Source organism: Myroides odoratus (genome assembly GCF_965118575.1).
Classification (GTDB): domain Bacteria; phylum Bacteroidota; class Bacteroidia; order Flavobacteriales; family Flavobacteriaceae; genus Flavobacterium; species Flavobacterium odoratum_B.
In genome coordinates this window covers 43495-67161 of record NZ_CBCPHW010000006.1, presented here as the reverse complement: position 1 = coordinate 67161, position 23667 = coordinate 43495, and the positions used below count along the sequence as shown (strand labels likewise).

Below are 23667 nucleotides of genomic sequence, written 5' to 3'. Positions count from 1 at the left end.
CAACACTTTTAAAAGTAAGCTCCTTAAGCTATTATTTGTCAACTACTTTGTATTGTTTCATCCTACCAAGAACCTACTTTTAAAGTAGCATTTGAAACCCTCGCCATTTTAAAAGAGAAAATTCCATATTTAGCTCTTGGCGAATATTTAATTTTGCTTTTAACATTTACTTCAAGCTTTTCCTGACAAGAATTCGCATTTTTAGTAACAGTATCTGTGTTTATTTTTGTCTTTTTTACTTCTATCAGTAAAAAGTTCTATAAACACATCTATTTTCACTAAATAACAAAAGGAAATTCTATCATTTGAGTTGTGCTTAAACAGTAAAGGGTACCTTTTGGGGCACCCTTTACCTTTTCAAACTTCTCAAGTTTTTTCACAACTAAACTCTATCTGTAATTTTTACATTTCTACAGCCCGATGATTCAAAAAATAGTTTTATTTTTCTAAGATGATAAACGCACTGCGTCTATTCTCCTGGTGTTGTTCCTCACTGCAACGCACGCCATTGCTACACAGATTCAAGAGTTGAGTCTCTCCATACCCTCGTCCCGTTAAACGACTCGGGGCTATACCTTGACCAATTATCCACTGAATCGTCGATTTTGCTCTGCGATCAGATAAACTCAAGTTATAAGCATCTTTTCCTTTGCTATCCGTATGGGAGCGAACATCGTTGGTGCGCTTGTCATACATCTTACCCTCAAGGGTTTGCTCACACGGTTTCTCTGCAAAAAAGTAAATATCATCAGAGCCCTTGCCTCCCTCGCGATTTGAACTAACAAAGCCTTTGTTTTCTTGGAAATCTATATAAAAACCAAAGTCATCGCCGTTGCTGTTTATCGGTTTGCCCAGATTCACCACAGGACCAAAACGGCCATCGGGGTAAATCTTAGACACAAAAACATCGAAACCACCCAAACCAGGATGACCATCGGAACTAAAATATAACTGATGATCCACAGAGATAAAAGCAAAACTCTCCCTACCTTCGGTATTGATCTCCCTGCCCAGATTCTCCACCGAGCCATAACCCCCATTCTCGTATAAAGCAACTCGGTATAAATCCGATTGTCCTACCGAGCCTTGGCGATCTGAGGAAAAGTACAACCAATTCTCATCCGGAGTTAAAGCAGGATGTGCGGTATTAAAATCATCCGATTTAAGCGTCTGGCTATACCAGTAATAATACTCGGAGCTTAACTTTTGAACGGCTTTGTCTTTGTAATCTCCTTCAAAGAGCCGACTATACCACTGATTGGCTTCGGAAAATTCTCCTTTGAAATAATAAGCATCCGCTAAGTTTTGCAATATCGAGGTATTCACATATCCTTTAGTGGCTAAGGTTTCATAGATATCTATCGCATCGGAATACGCCAAGCGATCAAAATTGAGAGCGGCCAATTTCTCCTTCTTTACCTGGCTATAACTGCTGATGCCAAAACTTATAAATAAGCTCAACAATCCTATATGTACTATTTTATGTATCATCTCTCTCTCTTTTAAAAGAACCTCGGCGCTACAACGCGCTTAAAGCCGTTAAACAAATTAAAGCGAAGAAAAACCTCGTAGGAGCCCGAATTATAATGGGACAACTTACTGGTATCTGCATCGTAACTATAGCCAATAAGCACATTCTTAGTCACTTGAAAACCTACTAAGCCACTCACTGAGGCATCCCAGCAGTAAGCCACTCCAAGAGTGAACTTTTCCATAAACATAAAATTAGCACTTACATCCACCTGTAGCGGAGAACCTTCTACCATCTTGACCATTGCGGCGGGTTTGAATTGTAAATTCTGATTCAAGTCAAAAACATAGCCTCCCGTTACATACAAATGTAGCGTTTGTTCAAGCGTAGCAAATTCATTGTCATCATAACGCGAGCGCGTAAACAAATGGGGAAAGGAAACTCCGACATACGCTTTATCCGAATACAAAAACAAACCTGCACCTAAATTCGGCGTGAATTGATTGCTGACATTCTCCGAAACAACAGGATCGGTGCCGTCGTAGATAGTCAATTTGCTGTAATTCACATCCAATAAACTCCCAGATCCTTTCAAACCAAAAGCCAACTTGTAGTTGTAACTCAAATCAATCCCATACGATAAATCCACAGATAGCGTATTTTCATCCATTGCGCCCAAGCGATCATTGGTGAAATTTTTATACTAAAAAAGGATAAGTTCCTACGAATTGAATACCACATCGTATATGAATATTCATAAAACAATAGAAGGGTTCTTGTCAAGTGATAGATAAAACGGAAACTATATTCGATTGAATTTCATTTTTTTCTCTAAGGATTCCCTCTGCTTCTCAGCAACTTGTACTAGTATAAAATCGCTTAAATAAAAAGAAAGTGCCCTTTGGGACACCCACTTCTAGGTTTATAGGTATTCCTTAATCAACCCTTATGAAAATATAAAAACGACTAAAGGTTAACGTACTTGATTAGGCTATGGTTTAGACTATAATTTTACATACACTGAAATAAACACGTCCAATAACAAAATAAACCTCCCTATTTAATCTTCTAAAAGGGCAGAAGGAGCAAATCCATAGAAATAAACAAAAGCACGATAAAAGGATAGTCTTGTATTAAAACCACAAATAACGGTTAATTCTTCTACCGTAATATCCTTTTCCCTTTCTCCAATAATCGTGATAGCATACTCAATTTTCAGTCGATTGATGTATTGTTTGAAATTTAAAGAAGCTGATTGCTTAAAATAATGGATTAATTTAGCTTTATCTGTCCTAATTTTATTAGACAAATCCGTTAAAGTAAGATTTGATTGGAGAAAAAGCTTTGTATCTATGACTTCTTTATACAACAAGTGGCTCAAAGCAATTCTATCTTTGATTTGCTTTTCATGCGCTCTTTTTTCCTGCTCCTTCTTCTTCAGGCTCTTCGTGGTTTCTTGTGTTGTTAGAGAATAAAAATAGCTATCCGCAGCTTTTTCATTCCATTTATTTTTCTCTAAAAGTTTAGTTGCCCTCCAGTTGAAATCTGTTGCTAAACAAAAAACAAACCCTTCATTTAAAAAAGCATATAAAATAAAAACAAGGCTATATAAACCGAAAATTCTGTTAGCATCAAATATATTTGCTTCTTTTTCAATTAGTAACATACTAAACAAAAAAGCACAACAGAACAATAGTATAATATAGAATAATACAATTGTTTTCTGATTCATAAAATCCTTGGGATACTTGATATATTTCAAATAACCATAACTGCCAAAACCAATACAATTTACAAAAAGGCTTGCGATTACAATTTGCTCAAGTACTTCTAAATGAGTAGGGAGATATGAACTAATCACACAAAGACCAGTCCCCATTAGTCCAATACCGAAAACGAAATATAAAAAGGTAGTTGTATTAAATTTCTCAGGAGTTAATAAAAACAAGAATAATGGACCTATTAGGATACTGCAAATCATTCCTATAGGTATAGGACTAAACGTTTCTACTTGTGAGCTTCCGAAAACAAGTAAAGCACATAGGGTTAACAAGCTACACATCCAAAAAACAGTAGATCTCACAACGGTTTTACTTTGCTGTGAATAATAGAGTGTTACATAGCCTATAAAACTCAACATAATACATAAAGGCACTAGCATACTAAAATTTATTTTGCTTAAACACATCTTGTTTTAGCACATTACACAATTATAATCTCAAAATAGTTTAGAAATAAAGAAACTCAATCAAAAGGCCTTTTCCTCTTTTACTTTTTCTCAATCCTTTATTTTGGAGGTCTGCATCCACTTAACACGTGCAATAACAAAATGAAAGAAAGTAAGTAGGGAAATAAATAGGATAATTACTTTTATTCCAATATTCATATATTGAATTTGAACTAAGTAGTGATTTGAAAAAAAAGTTTCAACAATCAACTCTGCATTTAAAACTAAAAAATAGCACACCAAAAAACTATTTATGACATAAAAATAGCCTAATAAAATACCTTTCAAAAAATCCAGCCGCCTGATATGGATATAAAATAACAAGCTATACATGAGGCTATAAAAATTAAACAATAAAATTTCCACCCATTTATTTTCATCAAATAAAATGTCGAAAAACAAAAAATTAAACCCAATAATAATCAGCTTATACACTTCATTTTTCATGATTCTATTAGGTAATTCTGGAACAATTGCAAGGAGAATACTATTGATTAAGATAACGATGAAATTAAAATTCGCCGTTAGAACGATTGCTTTAAAGAAAAACACATACGCGATAATTTGCAAGAAAAGAAGGGAAAAAAAAATATTTTCTATTCTACTTTCTACTTTACTATTCATTTTACTTTATTTCGATTATTTATTCTTTTATGCTACAAAAAAACAATACTTAACTGTATCTTTATTTAGTCACCACATTCTTGAATTAAGACTTGTAACATAAAAAAAGTCACATTAAAAAATCTAAACAATAAAGTTAAAATCAAATAAATACATTTTTAAAAATGTAAAAAACAATACTTTATTAAATAAAAATATTAAAAACAAATAAATAAACAACTTACAAAACCACATCAGGATGTAAAAAAACAAAGCTCGTTTAACTTCTAAGAAGTAAAAAAAACAATGAATCTAATTCAACTTTAACAGAAATCAACCTCAGTCTATTTTAGTTATTTTTTGCCTAAGAAAAAAAGGGGAACCCCTAATACCTCACCTTACACATGAAAACAATCCACGCACAACTTAATCAGGAGTAAAAGAATTAAGTTTTTTATTTTTACTTTCAATACCAAGCTATAAACTATTTCTTTATGACTACTACAGCTTCTTTTATACAGCATATAGAGCGATTTACAGGTCCTATATCCAGCGAAGAAACCTCTACCATTCTGTCTTGTTTTCACGTTCAGACTAACGCTAAAAAAACTTGTGTTTTAGAAGTGGGGACACCTTGTGACAGCCTATTTTTTGTGCTTCAAGGTTGTTTAAGGAGCTATTATATCAAGGATAAAGGCACAGAGCAAACGTTGGATTTTGCTATAGAAAAATGGTGGTTAACTGATTTTATGGCTTTTGAATATGAAAGCGTGAGCAATTTTTACATCCAAGCCGTTGAAACAACACAGCTTTTACGTATTTCTAAACTGGATTTCCAATTGCTCCTGACCCAACATCCTCGAATGGAAAAGTACTTTAGATGTGTTTTTCAAAGGGCCTATGCCGCTGCTCAATATAGAGTAAAGTTCCTATATGAATTTAGTAGGGAAGAATTATACTTTCATTTTGAGAAAAATTTTCCTGACTTTATACAGCGTATTCCTCAATATTTATTGGCGTCTTATCTTGGTTTTAGTCCCCAGTATTTAAGTGAAATCAAGAAGAAGCGCTTTTCTTAAACCAGTTGAAGTTTTTTCTTTCGCTCAAATTGTAGTTTTGACCTATAAAAATAAAGAAATATGTCAAACAGAAAATTAATTTATGACGTTGATCCTAAAGCGTATGAAGGGATGTTCTTACTTGAAAAATACCTCAACGAATCCCAATTAACCGTAACCCACAAGGAATTAATTAAAATCAGAACTTCTCAGTTAAATGGCTGTGGCTATTGTTTAGATATGCATAGCAAAGATGCTTTACAGTATGGCGAATCTGCTCGAAGATTATTTGTTTTAGCCGGTTGGAGAGAAACCGATTTATTTACCGTAGAAGAGCAGGTTATTTTAGAAATGACTGAAGCTGTTACTTTTATTCATTCGGGAGGTATAAGTGATGCGCTTTATGCAAAAGCGGAACAACTATTTGATGCAACCTATTTAGCTCAACTTCTTATGTGTATGGTAACCATTAATGCTTGGAATAGAATTGGCGTGGCTACTCATTTAAAGGCGAAGTAAAATGGAGTGAAGGTAATGGGTAAAAAAATAAGCAAACCTTTTTTAAAACCTCAACGAAATATAAAAAAATTGGTTTGGAAAAAGTGTTTTTTCCAAACCAATTATAACTAATCATGAAAAATGAATATTAAAAAACAATCAACCGTATTCAGGGACGTACAAATCTCATTTTCCCCCCTATTAAAGGCCAAAACTGTATTTCACTTTTATTCCTAAAGAAAACATCCGCATTTTGTATCGCTGATTTTCACCGTTTAATACACTGTTTGTTTGTTCTCTGTTGTTATAGGTTAACACGCCTTGATTACTTTGACCTGAGGAACCTAAATCACAATCCCCATAAATTCCAAAATAAAGAGCTTGCGCTGTAGGAAGGGTGTATTGCACACCAATTTCACCTACGACAAAAAAGCCATTATCTAACTTTAGTTTGTTTTTTTCTTGGCGATTTCCCAGATTTCCAAATCCTTCAAAAGGAGGTCCATGGAGTTCTGCATCCCATCGTTCATAATATGCACTGGTTTTTATTCCCTCGAAAGACTGATTCGATTTTACTTTGGAATATACTTGGTACTTGATACCGGCTGAAGCGTATAAACGAATTTTTTCATTTCCCAAAGTAGGACCTAAATATTCTACTTTTAAAGGAATTGCAAAATAATTCCCTTTCAAATCTTCGGAGAATTTCGCTAGGTTATAGCGAAATTCAAAAGCATCTCCTTGCCGATCTATAGCTGAATTTTCCCCTTTAAAGTTGGTTAACTCTTTGGTAAGGCTATATTGTCCAAGTTCAACTCCTATTCCGAAAGATAGGTTTTCTTTTATCGGATATTTATATAAGGCTGAAAAGCCTAATGTATGTCCTTCTGTCAATTTTGTACTAGGTTGCTTCATTGCTGTTAACCCACCCAAAACTGAAAGTTCTATTTCTTGTCCCATCATCTTGGCTGTATTAAATCCGAAGAGCATACAGAAAACCAATCCGGTTATTTTTATTGTTTTCATCTTATTTTTTTACTGCAAATTTAATTGACTCTCTTTGACCGTTTAATTCAAAAACGGCAAGGTACATTCCACTTGGCATAGTTTGTGGCAAATATATTGCTGTACTTTCCCCTTCCATACTAATTGTGTGCAACAGCTGCCCGTTTAAATTGTAAATCTGAACGGGTATGCCTTTAAGGTTAATTCCTGCTACTTTCACTAAAAGCGTTGTTTTTTGCCCTAAAATAACTGGATTTGGATAAAGCTGAATGTCGCGAATCACATTTTCAATACGCTCCATTGGGCATACGTGTATTTCTTCACCCTCTGCTGTTGTAACAATCGCATGGTAGACATCCTTTTTATCAAGTAAGGTAGTATTGCCAACAGAATAAACTTGTTGTTCTGATACTAGATTTCCATTTTTAAACCACTGAAAGGCAACAAAATTATACCCCCCATTGGTTTTTGGATTCTTATTAATCAACAGCGTATTGTTAAATTTAACTTCCGCAATTTCTTTAAAAGCAAAAGCTTTTTCTACTGTAATTACATAGTCTTCCGTTACTTTTCCATTTTGTGAAGTAACCGTTACTTTTTGCTTGTAGATTCCTGGTTTTGGCACCTGTATAACAAAAGTGTTACTTGGCGTCACTTTGGCACCTTCAGCAACCGAAATTGTAACGCTTACTGCTGTATTCAAATCACCACAACTTACCAAGTGATAGATTTCTTTTTGAGGAGTGGTATACGATTCATTTTCAATTGAAATTTCGTGAATCGTAGCATCGTTATTTACAATACGCAATACACGGCTAACCGCTGCTTCTTGATGGTAGTTTTGATTGCCCTCTTGGGATACTTTGATTGTAATTTCTCCTACTTTTTTAAGCGTTACCCAACCTGTTCTACTTACTTCTGCTGCAGGATTAGCTCCTACATAAGTATATGAATAAGTTAAAGGTAAACCAGAAGTACTGGTTGCCTGAAGTTGAAAATCTACACTTTCATCTAACAGTAAAGGAGCTATTTCATCAAAAATAATTTGTGCCGTAGCTTTTTCTATTGTCATCGTTGCTGTCAGGCGTTGATCTAGGTAGTTAGTTCCGCCTTGAACCTTAGCTTCTACTTCATAAATCCCAACATTTGTTTTTCCGTTATTTGCATGTACAACCGTCACTCCATTAGGAAGGGATCCTGAAATGAAGATGGATTTACTTGTTCCATCGTAAACAAAAGTTTGATTGTCAAAACGAATACCTGTTAGAGTAGCTTTTGTAATTACTAAGGTAGCACTTACTACCAAATCTTCATAGTGTGCTCCACCTGATATTGTTGCTGTTACTGGATAAGTTCCTGCATTGGTGTGTGCATTATTGGTATAGGTTACGGTAAATCCTTCTGGAAGTCCTCCTGAAACTAACAAGCTTTTCACGGTTCCATCATACACAAAAGTGGTTGATGCTAATGTAATACCGCTAATCACTCCTACTTCAATTTTCATAGTAGCTGTAAGAACTAAATTTTCGTAATTTCTTCCTCCATCTAGTGTAGCGATTACTTGATAAACGCCAATTTCAGTTTGACTATTATTCGTATAAACCACCTGAACTCCTTGCGGTAACGTTCCTGTAATAGCGATCGATTGAGCTGTTCCATTGTAGGATAGCGTTTGATTTTCAAATGCAAGTTCTGTCAATCTTCCTTTTGTAATAGAAAGTAGGGCTGAAAGTTCTGCATCTTCATAGTTATTTCCTCCTACTAAATGCGCTTTTACCTCGTAATTTCCTACTTCTATCTGATCATTCCCCGTATAGGTTATCTGAACACCCGCTGGAATTTCACCTTGAATATGCAGTGATTTAACTTGGCTGTCATAAACAAAACTCTGATTTACTAATCTTACAAGCTGATTTAACGTTGCTTTTTCGATTTTTAAAAGAGCTGTAAGTACAACACTCTCATAGCTATTCCCCCCATCAATTGACGCGGTTACTGTATAAGAACCTACTTCAGTTTGTTCATTATTGGTATAGGTAACTGTTATACCTTCGGGTATATTTTGTATGTCAATGCGCTTGCTTGTACTATCGTACGTATAAGTAGCAGCATCAAAAATAAGATTTGGTAGTTGCTTGCGAATTAGCATTCTGGCTTCTATTTCAATATTTTTATAATTTATTCCGCCATTTACAATTGCCTTTACTAGATAATTCCCAACTTCAGTTTGTTCGTTCCCTACATAGGTTACAACTACGCCTTGAGGCAATTCTTGCGTGATTACAATTGATTTAGGTGAGCCATCATATACAAACGTTTGTTCTTCAAATTCAATTGTTGGTAACGTTGCTTTTGCAATAGTTAACGTTCCCTCTCTATAAGCAATCGCATAATTTAGTGCGGTATATCCATGGATCGTCATGGTATAGGTTCCAACGTCCCTTGCTCCTACTGCTGTACCTTCTTTCTGTAAATTCCCAGAAAGAATGGTTTCATTTTCTCCATATACAAATCCATCATAAGAGATAAGCCAGTTCTCCTCACTTCTTCCGTCATATACTTTTGTTTTATCCGATACAAAAAGAGTAAGTGGTGCTGGGTTTACTCGTAAAGTAAAGCGCACTTGCTCAGCAGGCAAATATTCGATATTTCCTTCTTGATTCACGACAACTTCTGTTTCTCCGGCCCCTTTTATCACGATTACTCCTTCTTCAACTACGGCTATAGCTGGATCTGCAATGGTGTAGGCAAGTGGTAAGTTACTAGTAGATTCTCCCGTTGTAAAAGGAATATCGCCATATTGTTTTGTTACATCTGCAACTGTAATACGTTGTTCTTTTAGTTTAATCGTTGTAAAGTTTACTTTTTGCCAGGTGGAACAAGTAGCAACTCGTACATATACATCGTAAGCAACTTCAGCAATTAACCCTTCTATTTGGTGCACGTTGGAAACATTGGAAACGGTCGTTCCTTGCCCACGTTCAAAACCAGCTATTCCATATTCAACATCAAAAACTGTAGCTTGAGATTCAATAGTGATTGTAGCAGTTTGCTCTCCAATTTCCTGTACTTTAATTACTTGTATAGGTGGACAACGCAAAGCTTCAATGTCAATAGTTATTTGTATCTCTGCTGCTTTTGATGGATCATGAACCGAGGTAGCTTTTACTTTCACCACGCCATTAGCCAAAGCCGTTACTAATCCATTTTGATTGATACTAGCATTAGTAGTACCTTCAACAATAGACCAAACTACAGCCTGATTTGCTTCCGTAGGCAATACGCGAGCCACCAACTGTAAAGTTCCATTTTCGGCCGTAATTTCGGCAGGACGATTGTTTTCCGTATACACTTCTACAGCAGTTACTGTAACATTGCCTTCTTGAATTGAAATCGTATAATCTTCTACCTGACCTAAGTAATAGCCTGTTGGACAAGGTACATTTTCTAAAGGCATCCAAGTAGATTCTGGATTGTGATACATATTTACTACACGCATTCTTGTAGTACCTGTCAAAGCAATCGCAGGAATTTGAATGGTTCCTGAAACTTCTCCACTTTCATTGCCTACATTAGTCAAAAAACCGATAGTGCTACTTTCGTCTTCTGAAAATTCAAAATCGCGATTATAGTCAATGTAGACTTTAACCAACAAATTATCTTGTCCGTCTGTTTTTCCTTTAACGGTAACCCCATAGGTTTGTCCTTTGACAGCAGAAATAGTTATAGCAGTAAAATCTTCATATATTGGATCTACATTCGTTTGATTTCCACTAGTTTGTGTAGTTTCGCCAAACGTAAATGAATAGATTGGCAAACTATAGGCTGCTTCCGAAATTTCTGGTTCACAATACTCTTCGGGTGTTACAATTGGTGCTATTCTGATACAGCGAATAGCCGATCCTTGTTCACGAGGCGCACCTGCGCCTGTATTCACTATAAAATTACTGTAATACAGATGCTTAGCGAAATCTCTATTAGATGACGTCGTTTTACTCCAATAATAGCCACGAACCCCATCATTATACACCCCAGAACTGCCTCTTGCTCCAGCCACTGTCAAACGAAGATTACTGTCAAAAGCCGTTTGAATATTCGTAATATGCTCTGCGTCAATACTCGCTTGCCACTGGTCTTGCGTTGGCAAACTCCATCCTTCACCTAAAGCTTTACACGGATCACATCCATCGATAGCCGATACATCTTGAGGTGTACGAGCTTCCCAAGTATCCGTTGCATTTCCTGCTGCCCACCAAGAAGGAGAAGTAGCGTAAAACTTAGTGTTAGTTGCCCCCAATCCTAATGGATTATTTGGCGTAACAACCTCACTAGAAACAGTTGATGTGCGCTTTTGATGCCCATCTGCCCATCTACCCCATTGGAATAAATCACCAAATCCAGAAGTATCTGTAGCTGATGTTGCAACTTGTTCACTTCCTAAGTTTTGTTGCAGCCAAATGGTTCCATCCGCCGCGCGAACTGTAGCATACGTTACTTCTGCTCCGTTATAGGTAAAAGTAACACAGCCGGTATCACCCGGATTTAAACCTGGTAAATTATTGTTACAAGTTGGTTCTGATTCTCCTGCTGTTATGCGCAAAGAATAATCTTCAATTTGTCCATAATACGCATTTAAACAAGCATCAAATTCACCTTCTTCATATACATTCCACATGTCTTTGATAATTCGCATACGGGTTTTACCTAAAACGGCATCATCAGGAATGCGAATATTAAGCGTTACCTCCACTGCATCTTCTCCTGTAGAAGGTGCTAAAGATGCGGTATAATATTCTGTAGTCATATCAAATTGAAAATCTTGATTCCAATCGATAAATACACGAATGTCATTGCTAAATTGACCATCTGTATTTCCTTTTACTTGCAAGGTATAGGTTTGTCCTTGCTGAACGCTTCCTTCAATAGCTGTAAAATTTTCATACGCTGGGGTACCATTGACGCGAGCATCTGTGCGATTCTCTATTCCTGCCATTTTTACCAACGTAATAGGTTGTACATCAAAATCAACACCTACTTCACAATAATTTTCTTCTACAACAGGATCTACTGTATTTTCATACAGCATCGTCATGGCTTCTCCATCACTTGTATACCCCATCACAAAAAGATCCATATCGCCATCTTGATCAAAATCAAACCACTTGGCTCTAGAAGTACTTAAACCTCTAATTAAGGCAGAGTTTTCCTCATCTCGAACAAAAGATACATTGTTTTGATTTTTATACAAATTTGTAGTTATACCTGAAGAGGCAGTACTACCAAAAGCAAAAACATCTAAAAATCCATCGTTGTTATAATCTACAAGGGCCGCTGACCCCATAATTATACCTTCAAAAGCATGAGGGGATGGTGTAAAATTTCCCTGACCATCATTTAGATAGAGAATCAAACTGTGTTTCATTTCGCCATTTGCATCTTTGCGCATTCCACTAAGTAGTACATCTAAATCGCCATCCCCTTCAAAATCAGCTACGCTAATTGAGCTAAAATAAACCCCATCCAGTCCTGCATTGTGTTCTTGAAAATTGCCATTTCCCAAATTGAGATACAATTTGGTATCTGGTGTATAACTTGTGTTAAACCCGGTTATTAATATATCGGGTAAGCCATCGCCATTGGCATCGAATATTTCAGTTGCACTAAAATAAGTTCCTATAAGCGATAGATTCGCCTCAACAAATTCTTCATCTTCTTGTTGAAAATAAACTTTCGTACTATAGCCTCCATCACTCTGACCATTAACTAAAAGATCGAGACGGCCATCTCCATTTAAATCTGCTATTTTAATAGAGCCAAATTGTGTAGGAGCAATGTTTCCAATATTTTTTTTAGTAAATGTATTATCTCCATTGTTGTAGTAAATTTCAAAAACTTTCTCCTCCGTAAATCCTGCTTCTTTTCGAAATCCCGTAATAGCAAAATCCATAAACCCATTGCCATCCAAATCACCTGTTCCAATAGCGGAATACATGATTTTTGAGAAACTATCACTTAAGGGAGTGAAGTGATCTTGATTATTTAAATATACTGCGGTATTCCCTGAGCCATATCCTGCTGTTGTACCTGAAAAAATAAGATCCGGATAGGCGTCATTGTTGCTATTTAAGGTAGAGCAATCGCCATAGAATACACCTTGAAAAGTTTGACCTGTGTGTTCTCGAAAATGCTGTGCATAGGTATTAAAACTACCCAAAATACACAGACTTAGCAGGCAAAGTGCCCTTTTAACTGTATTGATATACATCGTATTTTATTTTGTAGTGATTAAATTCGTTTAGATTAAAATCGATTATTGGCTTGTGCTAAGTATTCATTTAAGAGAGGATACACAGCAAACGATTCTCTGTCTGATACAAACAAAATTGGTGAGTCACAAACAAAATTTTAAACTCAGATTTAGGGTATAAATAATTCATAGGTTAAGTGTTTTTAATTTGATACAAAGCTATTTATATTAAATCTAATTAAAAACAAAGCTGAATTATTTGCCGAATATTCTATTTTCTAGTTAGAGAAAAGAAAGAAAGGATGTCATAATTAGACTAAATAAATATAATATTGTTTTATTTAGTTAATTTTTCACTAATAAAAACAAGCAATTTGCTGTCAGTAAAAAAGTAATTTTTCAATTTCATTCCGTGATGACACCAAAAGAGATGAGGCAGACCAAGCTTTCCCAAGTTATTTCAAGTTATTTCAATCTTTTACAGCATGCGATTAACACTTAAATAAGCGGATAAATTTTAACTCTTCTTCTAGCGTTAAATCTTAAATATATAGGGATTTAAATTTCGATACCTTTTCTTTTTTCAGACGCCATTTTTTAGTCAGAAAGGGTTTACCTATTTGATAAATAAAGTCCTTCATTTAAATAAAATAGCGAACTAAAAGGCGAAGTAATACTCCGTAACATGGCATTAAATATATTTAAAACACTAAATATCAATAACTTAATTAAATCTATTTTCTTTTATGACGAAAAAGGCGTATTTTAGAACTGTTTTTGGATTTTAATTCTTTTTGGATACAATTCTATCAACTAACTCTCTGGGATATCCGAACGCTAAATCAAAAGCAAATCATGAGCAAACATTATATTACTTGTAAAAATTGTAATACTGAAAATTTAAATACGGATTATTGTACCCATTGTGGATCTATTATTAATGTTGTTCTACAACGTCAGCTAGAGCAACAAAGGGTGCAAGAGGCAAGGATCCAAAAAGAACTAACCCAAGAACGTACTAAAGTTGATAAAATCATACAAAAATTACGCAATCACTCTAACCCCATTCTGAGAATTCTCTTTTTCATCGTGCATTCTATCTGGCTTGTTGTAGTAACTATAGCAGCAGGTATTGCCTATCTAATAGGAATGTTAGCTGCTTAATAATTTTGAAATTCAGCAAAAAATCGTCTCAATTCTAGTCTTAAAAAGACTTTTATTCGTTTTGTATGAAAAAAATCCTGTTTTATATTGCTCTGTGCCTAGCTAGTACCCTCTATTTCTTGCAAAAATTACAGGTTCCTATTCCAGCTTGGCTTAACAATTACGTCAATGATTTTCTAGTCCTTCCTTTGGTACTTAGTATTTGCTTATACAGCGTGAAAAAAATTAAAAAAGACCAACAAATACGCTTATCACTGCCGTTGATCGCAGTAATTACCCTCATGTATTGCTTCTATTTTGAGTGGTATTTACCTCAACATAACGCACGGTACACAGCTGATTATTTCGACTGTTTACTCTATTTTGGAGGCGCATTTGTTTTTTATCTACTACAACCAGCAAAAAAATAATTTACCTGAACAGGAGAACAAATCATTACCTCATCTATTCTTTATTATTAACAAATATAATTAATTAAAATATATAATTAACATAAAAAAATAATTTAAAATCAATTATCCCTAACTTTAGTTTCCTATTACAAAACAATAAAAATCTTTTATTATGAAACTAAAACACATGTATTTTCATCACCCTTCCAATCTTGAAAACAACGAAGAGGTGATACAAAAATTTGAAGAAAAAGGTGTTTCAATGAAAAAAATTCAACAAGCACTAGGAAGAACCAACCGATATATTGTTTCTTCTGATTCAGTAGAAACCTCACTATCTATGGGAATTGAGGCTGCAAAAGGCCTGCTACAGCAAAGTCAAGTCTCCATACAAGAAATTGACCTTATTATCTTTGTTTCTTCCACCCCTGAACATCAAGTACCTAGTGACTCTATTATCATCCATCAAGCCTTACAAGGCAAATCCAATACAATGTGTTATGATTTAAATGCCAATTGTATAGGCGCTTTTATTGCACTAGATCAATCCGCTCATTATTTAAAAAGTAACACAACTGCTCAAAAAGCGCTAATTGTCTGTGCAGAAAAATTATCTCCTATCTTAGATAAAGATAATCCCGTAACTGCCTTTTGTTTTTCAGATTCTGCGTTTGCCTTTCTTGTTGAAAAAGATAATACAACCTCTGGCTTACTAGACGTACATTACCACACAGACAGCAGTTTTTGCAATACCGTTTTATTTCCTCCTAATGGACATTCTTGTTTTATTCCGGGAGAAGTAATGAAATGGGACAAAATATTTGATGGAATTGGAAGTGTTGAATATGCTACCACCCAAATAGATGATTTCTTACACAAAAATAATCTAACCATACAAGCTATCGATTTATTCTTGTTTTCTCAGTTTTCACTAAAAAATATAGAAATCATAAAACAAAACTATCAAATAGCAGACGACAAAATTCCCTTTTACTCTAAAGACATTGGATATTCTGGTTCATCTAGTCCCTTTGTTGCCTTACAACATTATCAAAAATCCGTAAAATCCTTAAAAGAGGGCGATTACGTACTCATTTGGACTTTAGGAGCAGGATATCAAGCAGGCTTAATGCTCTGGAAGTATTAAAGAAATACAGCAAAAAATAAATACGCTTAAGCAATCAGTAGTAAACCTTATTTACTACTGATTTTTTTATATCTCCAATGATTTATAAATATTTAAAAAAACAATTACTCAACAATTAACTTAAAAATAGTTCTTTTTATTAAAATAAAAAAAGCGTCAAAAATACTGATTCCACACGGAAATAAGTTAATAAACAGTTAATAAATCTCTTTGCATTTTATTTATTTTAAGATACAATTAGGATTTGTTGTTTTTTTTTATTTCTTTTGATAGTGAAAAATAAAGCTAAATAATGCGACTTATATCAGTTATTTAAAACAAAAACCCCTGTTTCAATACATATTAAACAAATAAGGACGAATACCCTTAAATATAAGCCCTAGGATATAGTATTGTTATTTTTGTTTTTAAAGAAGTTATATCGTACGAATTTTTATTCTTTTTTTATTAATAAAAAAGAATAAACCAAATGTTAATCTTATATCTCATTATACGATTATTAACTTAATTTTTTTTTATGACAAAAACAGCAAACCTAGTCGGCATTAGAGTCTTTTGGCTTCTTATGCTTATTGCCTTGTGGTCTTCAGGCATCAAGGCACAAACAGCAAACAATCCTGTATTAAAGTGGGATAAGGAAGTCGGTTGTATCAAATACGACGACAGAGGGGAAAAAGATCACTACAACTTGTACGAACAAATTCAAGCAGGCTTTTGTTTACGTGTATGTGAGGGTAGTAAAGTAAATTACACTTTCTCAGCCGATCATCTTGTTCAAGTTGAATGGGATATCAATGGTGGATATCTACAAAACAGCAGTACTACGGATGCTACCGCAGTATGGGGAAATGCGGGCAATGGAAGTTTAACGCTAACGATTACTTACGACGATAATACAGTTGAAGTATTAACCGTTTGTGTTGAGAAAATACACAGTCCAAAGGCCTATTTTGAAAATGACGGAATCGACCCGCAACAAAGGGAGTTTTGTACTTTCTTACCTATTAGTTTTAATAACCTATCCAACAACAATGGAGGATCTGATATTGTAAACTATCTTTGGGATTTTGGAGATAATACCACTTCTAGTACTTTCGAACCAACCCACACCTACAATCAACCCGGAGCTTACAGAATAACACTTACGGTGACCAATAGTTGCAATTGCAGCGCAACCTATGAATGGGAAATTAAGGTCATGGATGCGAAAGAATTTGAAATTTCTTGTCCGAGCGTAGTTTGCGAAGGTAGCCGTGAAACCTATAGTGTATCCGATGGCTGCGGTGGAGAATGGGAAGTTAAAGGAGGTACAATAATAGCCAATAACGGCACTTCCATTGAGGTAGTTTGGGACCATGTGGATCCTGAAGATGGTTTTGGCTATATCAGTTATCGCTCCAAATGTTCGTGTCCAATATGGACAACGGTAAAAGTTCCTGTTATCCTTAGAGATGCAAAAATTCAAGGACCAAGGGTTGTATGTGAAGGCGGTCAAGGGCGTTTCACTCTTCCACAATGGCCAGCTACGGAATTCGAATGGATGATTAACGGGCAACCATACCACCCAATGTTGGTTCATACCGATCAACGCAACGAAATTGTTGTTGATGGCTTAACACCAGGTAGCTATAGCTTGGGAGTTCGATACCGCAATACGCTTATCGATGACGGAAATTGTGGCGGAAGAGCTGAAATAGAATTTAGAGTAGAAGAACGTCCTCAAATACAAATGAAAGGAGAATTGACCGCTTGTCAAAACACGCCAATGTCATTCTACACTCATAACGGAACCACTGTACAATGGCAAATTCTATTAAATGGAAATGTAATTTATGATCAAACCGGAAATCAAATTGATTATGATTTTCCAAATGCGGGTACCCATGTTATAACGGCATCAAATAATGGCTGTAAGGCCGATCCAGTAACTGTAGAAATCATCAAAACACCTGCTCTTACAGGTACTATTGATGGTCCGCATAAAATTTGCTTGAACACCCCATATACGTACACTATTAATGAGCAAGAAGCTGGTTTTATCTATGTTTGGAGTGTTGTAAATGGTCAGGTAATTGGAAACAATACAGGACCTCAAGCAGATGTGAGCTTCACAAGTACTCCTGCAATAGTTCGCGTTATTAAACAAGCCGTGAAAAACGGAACAACTTGTGATTCTACGCCTGTTGAGTTTATGGTAGAGCAAATTGTGGTAAACCCTAGTATTATCAACAACAGTGGTTTAGTCGAATTTTGCCCTAGTAGCAGTGCTACTTTTACCTTAAACTTAGGAGATATTACTCCTGATTATATCGAATGGAGTATTGAAAGTAGTACAGGAGCCACAAATTTTGGAAGTGTTATCAATGGCATCAACAGTGCAACGGCAACGGTGAGTTTTAACGAAATAAGTACCTCAGCCAACGGATTTGTAAAAGTGGCAGTAACGAAATGTGGAAAAATTGTAACGGCAGTCTATCCGATTAAATTAGTAGAAAATCCAGTATTGACTATTGGCGCAATCGCTGCTATTTGCCCTAGTGAAACTACGATTACTATTCCATTATCTATCACACCTGCTTTAGTTACATCAGCACAAATACAGGTATTTATAGATGGGGTATCTCAAGGTAATTTTACCTATACAGGGGGTTCAAGTTTAGTCATTCCAAACGGATTTACCAATAACTCTAACAACAATATTGCGAGAACCTTATCCCTTAAATTGGATGTATGCAACTACTCAACGACGACGACGACGAATGTAACTGTTTTCCCTAAAACGGAATTGTACATCTCTCCGAATTACAGTTATGTAGTTTGTCCTACTACTTACAATGCTATTAATTTAACTTCTACAGTATCCACTGGTATTACATCTTCTGTAGTATTTAAATGGTACAAAGTAGGTAATCCAAATCCTATTCCAGGTTTTAATGGTCCTACCCTTTCGATTTCAGGTCCAAACCCTGGAGGAACATATTACTTAGAAGTTTTAGATCAAAATACCTGTTTAGTTAAATCTGATCCAATTTATGTAATAGAAGATTGTTCTGGTAACCCAGGAACAGGGTCAGGTTGTACGATTTCACCTGATCCAAATGCAAGTGTTTTTGCCAATTGGACAGACTGCAATACCATTACAACTGGAATCAATGCGAACTATCCGCCAACTTCCATAACCTGGTCAGGTAGTACACATTTAACCCTTGTACCAGGAACAGAACATGCGCCTGTAGGTCAATTTACGACGACGACACCAGGTATCCATACGATAACAGGCTATTTAACTTATGGTACTTGTACCCTAATTAAAACCTATACCGTTAAAAAACACTATGAACCTAAATTAGCTACTGCTATTACTTGTAATGGCGATGGTACATACAAAGTGGTATTGCACAACAATACATTAACTTTTGGAATTGCAACTAGTAGTTTGAACTTTACCTACGCTGGACCAGGAATTCCTTTTGGTGCATCAGGTAATAGTTACACCATAAATAGTGTATCTCCAGGTACGCATACGTATACACTAACGGTTAGTGCACCTGGTTTTCCAAGTTGCACTGTTTCATTACCAGTTACTTTAGATGTTGAACCTAGTCCAAATTTCTCTTTGTCGCCATTAACCTATTGTGCGGAGGATAAAATTATGTTGACTATTCCAAATTATAATGCCAACAATAGTTATACTTGGATTTTTAACGGCACCTCTTTTGTTGCTAGTGGAGTTAATACTGAAATTCAAATTTCAACAATTGGAAGTGTCTCTATCAAACTAAGAATTACAACACCTTATGGTTGTACTTATGAAACGATGGGTTCTAATGTCCCTAGTGTAGAGATTCGAAAAGCAAACTTTACTGGAATAACAATCCATCAACCTACTGCTGATTATTGTGTTGGAAGCGCCCTACCGTTGACTGTGTCATCGGCACCAATGCCTTCCAATGTAATCTGGATGCAAGGAAACAATCAAATAGCAACAGGTACGAGTTTCTTACCAACACAAAGCGGAAGTTACTGGCCGATTCTTATTGATCAAAATGGATGTGCAACCTCTGTAATGGCTGCTAATCCCAAAACGTACATTTTACGTCAACCTCCATTTGCAAGTATCAGTGGAAACACAAGTTTATGCTATGGAGAAAATACTGTACTAACAGGAATAACTACAGATCCTACAGTATCACATGCTTGGTCAGGCCCATCCTTGCCTTCAGGTTATGGTAACTGGGTAATAGGCAATACCAATAAAGTTTTATCTATCGCTGGTTTATCACCAGGCACGTATAACTATACGTTTATGACTCGTGCAGCAAATGATGCTTCTTGTATAAATAGCTTTACAGCTACTGTGGTGGTTCACCCTCAAGTACAAGCTCCAACAATCTCGTATTCTTTAATTAATTGTGATCCATATACGCTAAAATTAACGGCTAATGGACCAACAACTGGCGTATATAATTGGAGTAATGGAATGAGTGGACAAACCATTGAAGTAACCCATGGTGGTGCGTATAGTGTAACCTATACCGAAACAACTGGATGTAGTGCTACTGGTGATATTCAAACGCCACACAATCCGCAACGAGCCCTTTGGGTTGTTCCATCGGGTTGTTATACCGTTTGTAATCCTGCTTACTTAATCGGCCCACTAGGAACGTATTCAGGTTATGAATGGCAAGTAAATAGTACTGCTGTACAAGCAGGTAGCCCATACACGCCTCCTCAATCTATTATATCCGGTGGTGCTTATCAGCTAATCGTAGAACAAGATGGATGTAAATTTGGAAGTAATACACCTGATATTCAATTTGACTTTAGACGATGCCCTCCACCTCCTTGTAAATTTAGAGTAGGTTTTGAATTAATGGAAATTATCCCTGGCGGGTTTATCTATTATATGTTTATAGATAATCCAACAGGTAGTCCAATGAGTATTCAATTAAGCAGCTTAAATGGATATGGAACGTTTACACCAGATGTATTCGTTTTAAGTCCGGGTTATAATGCTTTCCCTGTTGAATTCCATGTCAACGGAACGTATTTTCCTGGAGCAAATGATGTCTTCGTAATAAATAGTCCAAATTGTTCGGATACTGTAAAAATAATTTTACCCGAAACGCATTGGAGGGCTAGAACGACTCAGGCACCAGCGTCATTAATCTTATCTCCTAATCCAACCGTAGATCAAACTACAGTGACATTTAATGTGGGTACGGAATACGAACAGGCTCAAAATATTACCGTTTATAATATGATGGGAGTTCGACTTCACCACCAAAAAATAGAAGGTAAAGCAGGAGAAGTTTCTTTGAATGTAAGACATTTTACTCGTGGTACTTATTTAATAACCCTCGAAGCAGATGGCAAACGCATTGCAACTGAAAAACTAATTAAAAAATAAAATATATTTTTTTAAAAGTGCTAAGAATAAAAACCTTAGCACTTTTTTTTATTATTATTTTTAGATATATTTAACAAATAAATAACAATATAACTTAAGTTGCATATGACAAAAAAATTACGCCTAACTACCACCAATTGTGGTTATACTTCTCTTTTACCTCAGCTAATCCTACTCTATTCTTTTTTCTTCTTGTGTCCGGTTTTAACACAAGCACAAACCTACAATTGGAAATGGGCAATCAAAGGAGGAGGAACTTCAGGAGGATTCGGAGCAGAAACTAGTGATGAACAAATCTACGATATCAAAGTAGGTTCAGATAACAACTATTACTTTATTGCTTCTATTACGAGTCAGACGAATACCAATCTCAATAATCAACCTGTAACGGTATACAATCGTTCTTCCAATGAACAAAGAGATATATTCCTCTTTTCCACAACCTGTGAGGGCGAAGTACGTTGGAGTCAAGCCCTTGGTGGAGGCAGTGATGATAGTGCTTATACGTTGGTTTTGGACAAACAAAACAATGTATATATTGGAGCTAATGTTCAAAATGCCTATACCACACCCGATGGACATCCGGTCCATTTCAGTTCCACAGACTTTATTCCAAACCCAACACCTATTCCTGAAGATCCGTATAATTTAATTCCGCAAGAAGGGTATAAAAGCATTTTCTTAGTCAAGTATAGTAGTACAGGTCAATATCTAGGCAAAAAGGCGTTGCAAGGGAATGTAGGTCTTTCAGATGGCATGTATGGACAAATTATAAATTTAGTCATGGATTCCAATAATAAACTACACTTTATTGTGGGCTTAGCAAAAGGTAGGCACTTAGATAATCAGGTGACCGTTCCTAATCAATACGGCTGGGATCCAATTGCAAATCGCGGAAGTCTTCAGTTTCATGTCGTACAATACGATGCTAATTTGAACTACAGCAGCAGTATGATTTTGCCTGTATCTGGTGACACTGCTTTCTTTCCCGATAGCAGCTATTTCGCGTATGATGAAGCGAAGCGTATGTATTATCTAGCAGGTGAAAGAATGGGTGCTCCACTTAGTCCTGTTGTTTACAAGGGTAAACCTATCATCAACAAATCCTATCTTTTAGCCATCGATGCTACAACAGGAAACGAACGATGGAGAAGAGAGCTATATTCTGATCCTGTAGGTAATCAATTGCCTTATAATACGATCAATTCACTCGTTGTTGATACAGATTCGAGTGTCTATATTGGGGGTTATGTTTGGAAAAGTTACAATGATCGAAGTTTAAAAATTTACGATCCCAACAACGCTGCCATTCAACCTCATTTTATTACAACTGCCGTTGACACAAACTTTCCAATGGTTGCGAAGTTCACGAGTGAAGGTGTAATCCAATGGGTAAAAGTACCGACAGCTTTTGCTGCTAATTATTCAACGAATACAGCCTTAAGACCCAAAGGACTTGCTATCAATGGAAATGAAATCGCCTTCGCTAGTGGGGAGTCTTATTTCAAATGGGATGAATTTACTCAGAACAATCCAGAATATCATCAACCCGATCCAACCTTGTTGCGCTTTGACAAACAAACGGGTAAAACTTTAGGTATGCATACCATCTCAGGAGACCCTCGTACCCGCCAATTCATGAAAGCAGTGGCCACAGATAAAGATGGAAATTATATTACTGGGGGTACTTTTGCAGTCAGTTTATTTATAAACAACACAACAGAAATAAATCGCTTAGTCAGTACAGGACAAACGGATTTTTTCATCGCCAAATTGGAAAATAATCCTTGTGGTTCAGGCAATTTAAGTACCGAAAACTTTACTGTAAAACAATTCATCCTCTACCCTAATCCGACTACTGGATATGTATACATCAATACGGATGAAAAACTAACAACCTATACGGTATATGATGCAACAGGTAAAGAAGTTAAACAGGGAACTTTTGAAGAACAATATATGATTAATTTACAAAGCTTACACAAAGGCTTATACTACATCCAAATTTCTACGGCAACAGGAAATACGGAAACAAGTAAAATACTAAAAAAATAAGACTCGTTGGTCTAAGATATAAAACCGATAGTTAGCTATCGGTTTTTTTTATTTCAAATTTATAAGACCTCTCTTTTTTATATGTATTCCACAAATACACTCGTTAACAACAAAACAGATTAGTATAATAGTAGAGATACAGACTACATCTAGTAACTGTTAAAAGCTTTTTTTTCTAAAGTTACTATCTACTTTATTATGCGTAAGTACTAAGGCTATATCGCAATTTTATTTGAGGTCTTGGATGATTTGGTTCTTACTTAAATTACTTGTTTTCATACTTGACCGTTTACTTTAAAGTTAATAATTTCGAATTAATAACTGTCCGATTTTTAGGGAAGCCTACAGTGCTGAGAGTAAAACTCCACACAACTTGCAGAAAATGAAAAA

The 23667-nt window shown here is 35.7% G+C and carries 11 protein-coding genes and 1 pseudogene; 6 read left to right on the top strand and 6 right to left on the bottom strand.

The window, feature by feature from the left end:
• Positions 1-438 precede the first annotated feature (438 nt).
• The 4 genes and pseudogenes from ACMHJ2_RS06655 to ACMHJ2_RS06640 form a co-directional block, all read right to left on the bottom strand.
• Entirely contained in the window at positions 439-1491 is a 1053-nt protein-coding gene (locus ACMHJ2_RS06655; protein WP_413512169.1) for an OmpA family protein, read from the bottom strand.
• An 11-nt stretch (positions 1492-1502) separates the two neighbouring features.
• Positions 1503-2168: pseudogene (locus tag ACMHJ2_RS06650) on the bottom strand (type IX secretion system membrane protein PorP/SprF); the annotation flags it as partial.
• Positions 2169-2531: 363 nt separating this feature from the next.
• The gene (locus ACMHJ2_RS06645; protein WP_413512168.1) at positions 2532-3632 is read right to left on the bottom strand and encodes a helix-turn-helix domain-containing protein; all 1101 of its coding nucleotides are present in this window, start codon (positions 3630-3632) and stop codon (positions 2532-2534) included.
• 117 nt (positions 3633-3749) lie between these two features.
• Positions 3750-4322 carry a hypothetical protein gene (locus tag ACMHJ2_RS06640; RefSeq protein ID WP_413512167.1) on the bottom strand — a complete coding sequence of 191 codons (573 nt, stop codon included), beginning with the start codon at positions 4320-4322 and terminating at the stop codon, positions 3750-3752.
• A 473-nt stretch (positions 4323-4795) separates the two neighbouring features.
• Between ACMHJ2_RS06640 and ACMHJ2_RS06635 the strand changes: the two genes are divergently transcribed.
• Together ACMHJ2_RS06635 and ACMHJ2_RS06630 are read left to right on the top strand one after the other, a co-directional pair.
• The gene (locus ACMHJ2_RS06635; protein WP_413512166.1) at positions 4796-5380 is read left to right on the top strand and encodes a Crp/Fnr family transcriptional regulator; all 585 of its coding nucleotides are present in this window, start codon (positions 4796-4798) and stop codon (positions 5378-5380) included.
• A gap of 60 nt (positions 5381-5440) precedes the next feature.
• Positions 5441-5878: a carboxymuconolactone decarboxylase family protein gene (locus ACMHJ2_RS06630; RefSeq protein ID WP_413512165.1), complete on the top strand. Its 438-nt coding sequence runs from the start codon at positions 5441-5443 to the stop codon at positions 5876-5878.
• 180 nt (positions 5879-6058) lie between these two features.
• On the opposite strand, the gene ACMHJ2_RS06625 is transcribed toward ACMHJ2_RS06630, so the two are convergent.
• Together ACMHJ2_RS06625 and ACMHJ2_RS06620 are read right to left on the bottom strand one after the other, a co-directional pair.
• Entirely contained in the window at positions 6059-6883 is an 825-nt protein-coding gene (locus ACMHJ2_RS06625; RefSeq protein ID WP_413512164.1) for a hypothetical protein, read from the bottom strand.
• 1 nt (position 6884) lies between these two features.
• Positions 6885-13127 (bottom strand): FG-GAP-like repeat-containing protein, encoded by a 6243-nt coding sequence (locus ACMHJ2_RS06620; protein ID WP_413512163.1) that lies wholly within the window; start codon positions 13125-13127, stop codon positions 6885-6887.
• A gap of 837 nt (positions 13128-13964) precedes the next feature.
• On the opposite strand from ACMHJ2_RS06620, the gene ACMHJ2_RS06615 reads away from it, so the two are divergent.
• The 4 genes from ACMHJ2_RS06615 (at position 13965) to ACMHJ2_RS06600 (ending at position 23277) form a co-directional block, all read left to right on the top strand.
• Positions 13965-14273, top strand: coding sequence for a hypothetical protein (locus ACMHJ2_RS06615; protein ID WP_413512162.1), 309 nt, complete (start codon positions 13965-13967; stop codon positions 14271-14273).
• A 564-nt stretch (positions 14274-14837) separates the two neighbouring features.
• Positions 14838-15812 carry a 3-oxoacyl-ACP synthase III family protein gene (locus ACMHJ2_RS06610; RefSeq protein ID WP_413512161.1) on the top strand — a complete coding sequence of 325 codons (975 nt, stop codon included), beginning with the start codon at positions 14838-14840 and terminating at the stop codon, positions 15810-15812.
• Between the two features lie 517 nt (positions 15813-16329).
• A complete protein-coding gene (locus ACMHJ2_RS06605) occupies positions 16330-21222 on the top strand; it encodes a PKD domain-containing protein (protein ID WP_413512160.1) in 4893 nt (1630 codons plus the stop codon).
• A 105-nt stretch (positions 21223-21327) separates the two neighbouring features.
• Positions 21328-23277, top strand: a complete 1950-nt coding sequence (locus ACMHJ2_RS06600; protein WP_413512159.1) for a T9SS type A sorting domain-containing protein — start codon at positions 21328-21330, stop codon at positions 23275-23277.
• The last annotated feature ends 390 nt before the right edge of the window (positions 23278-23667 follow it).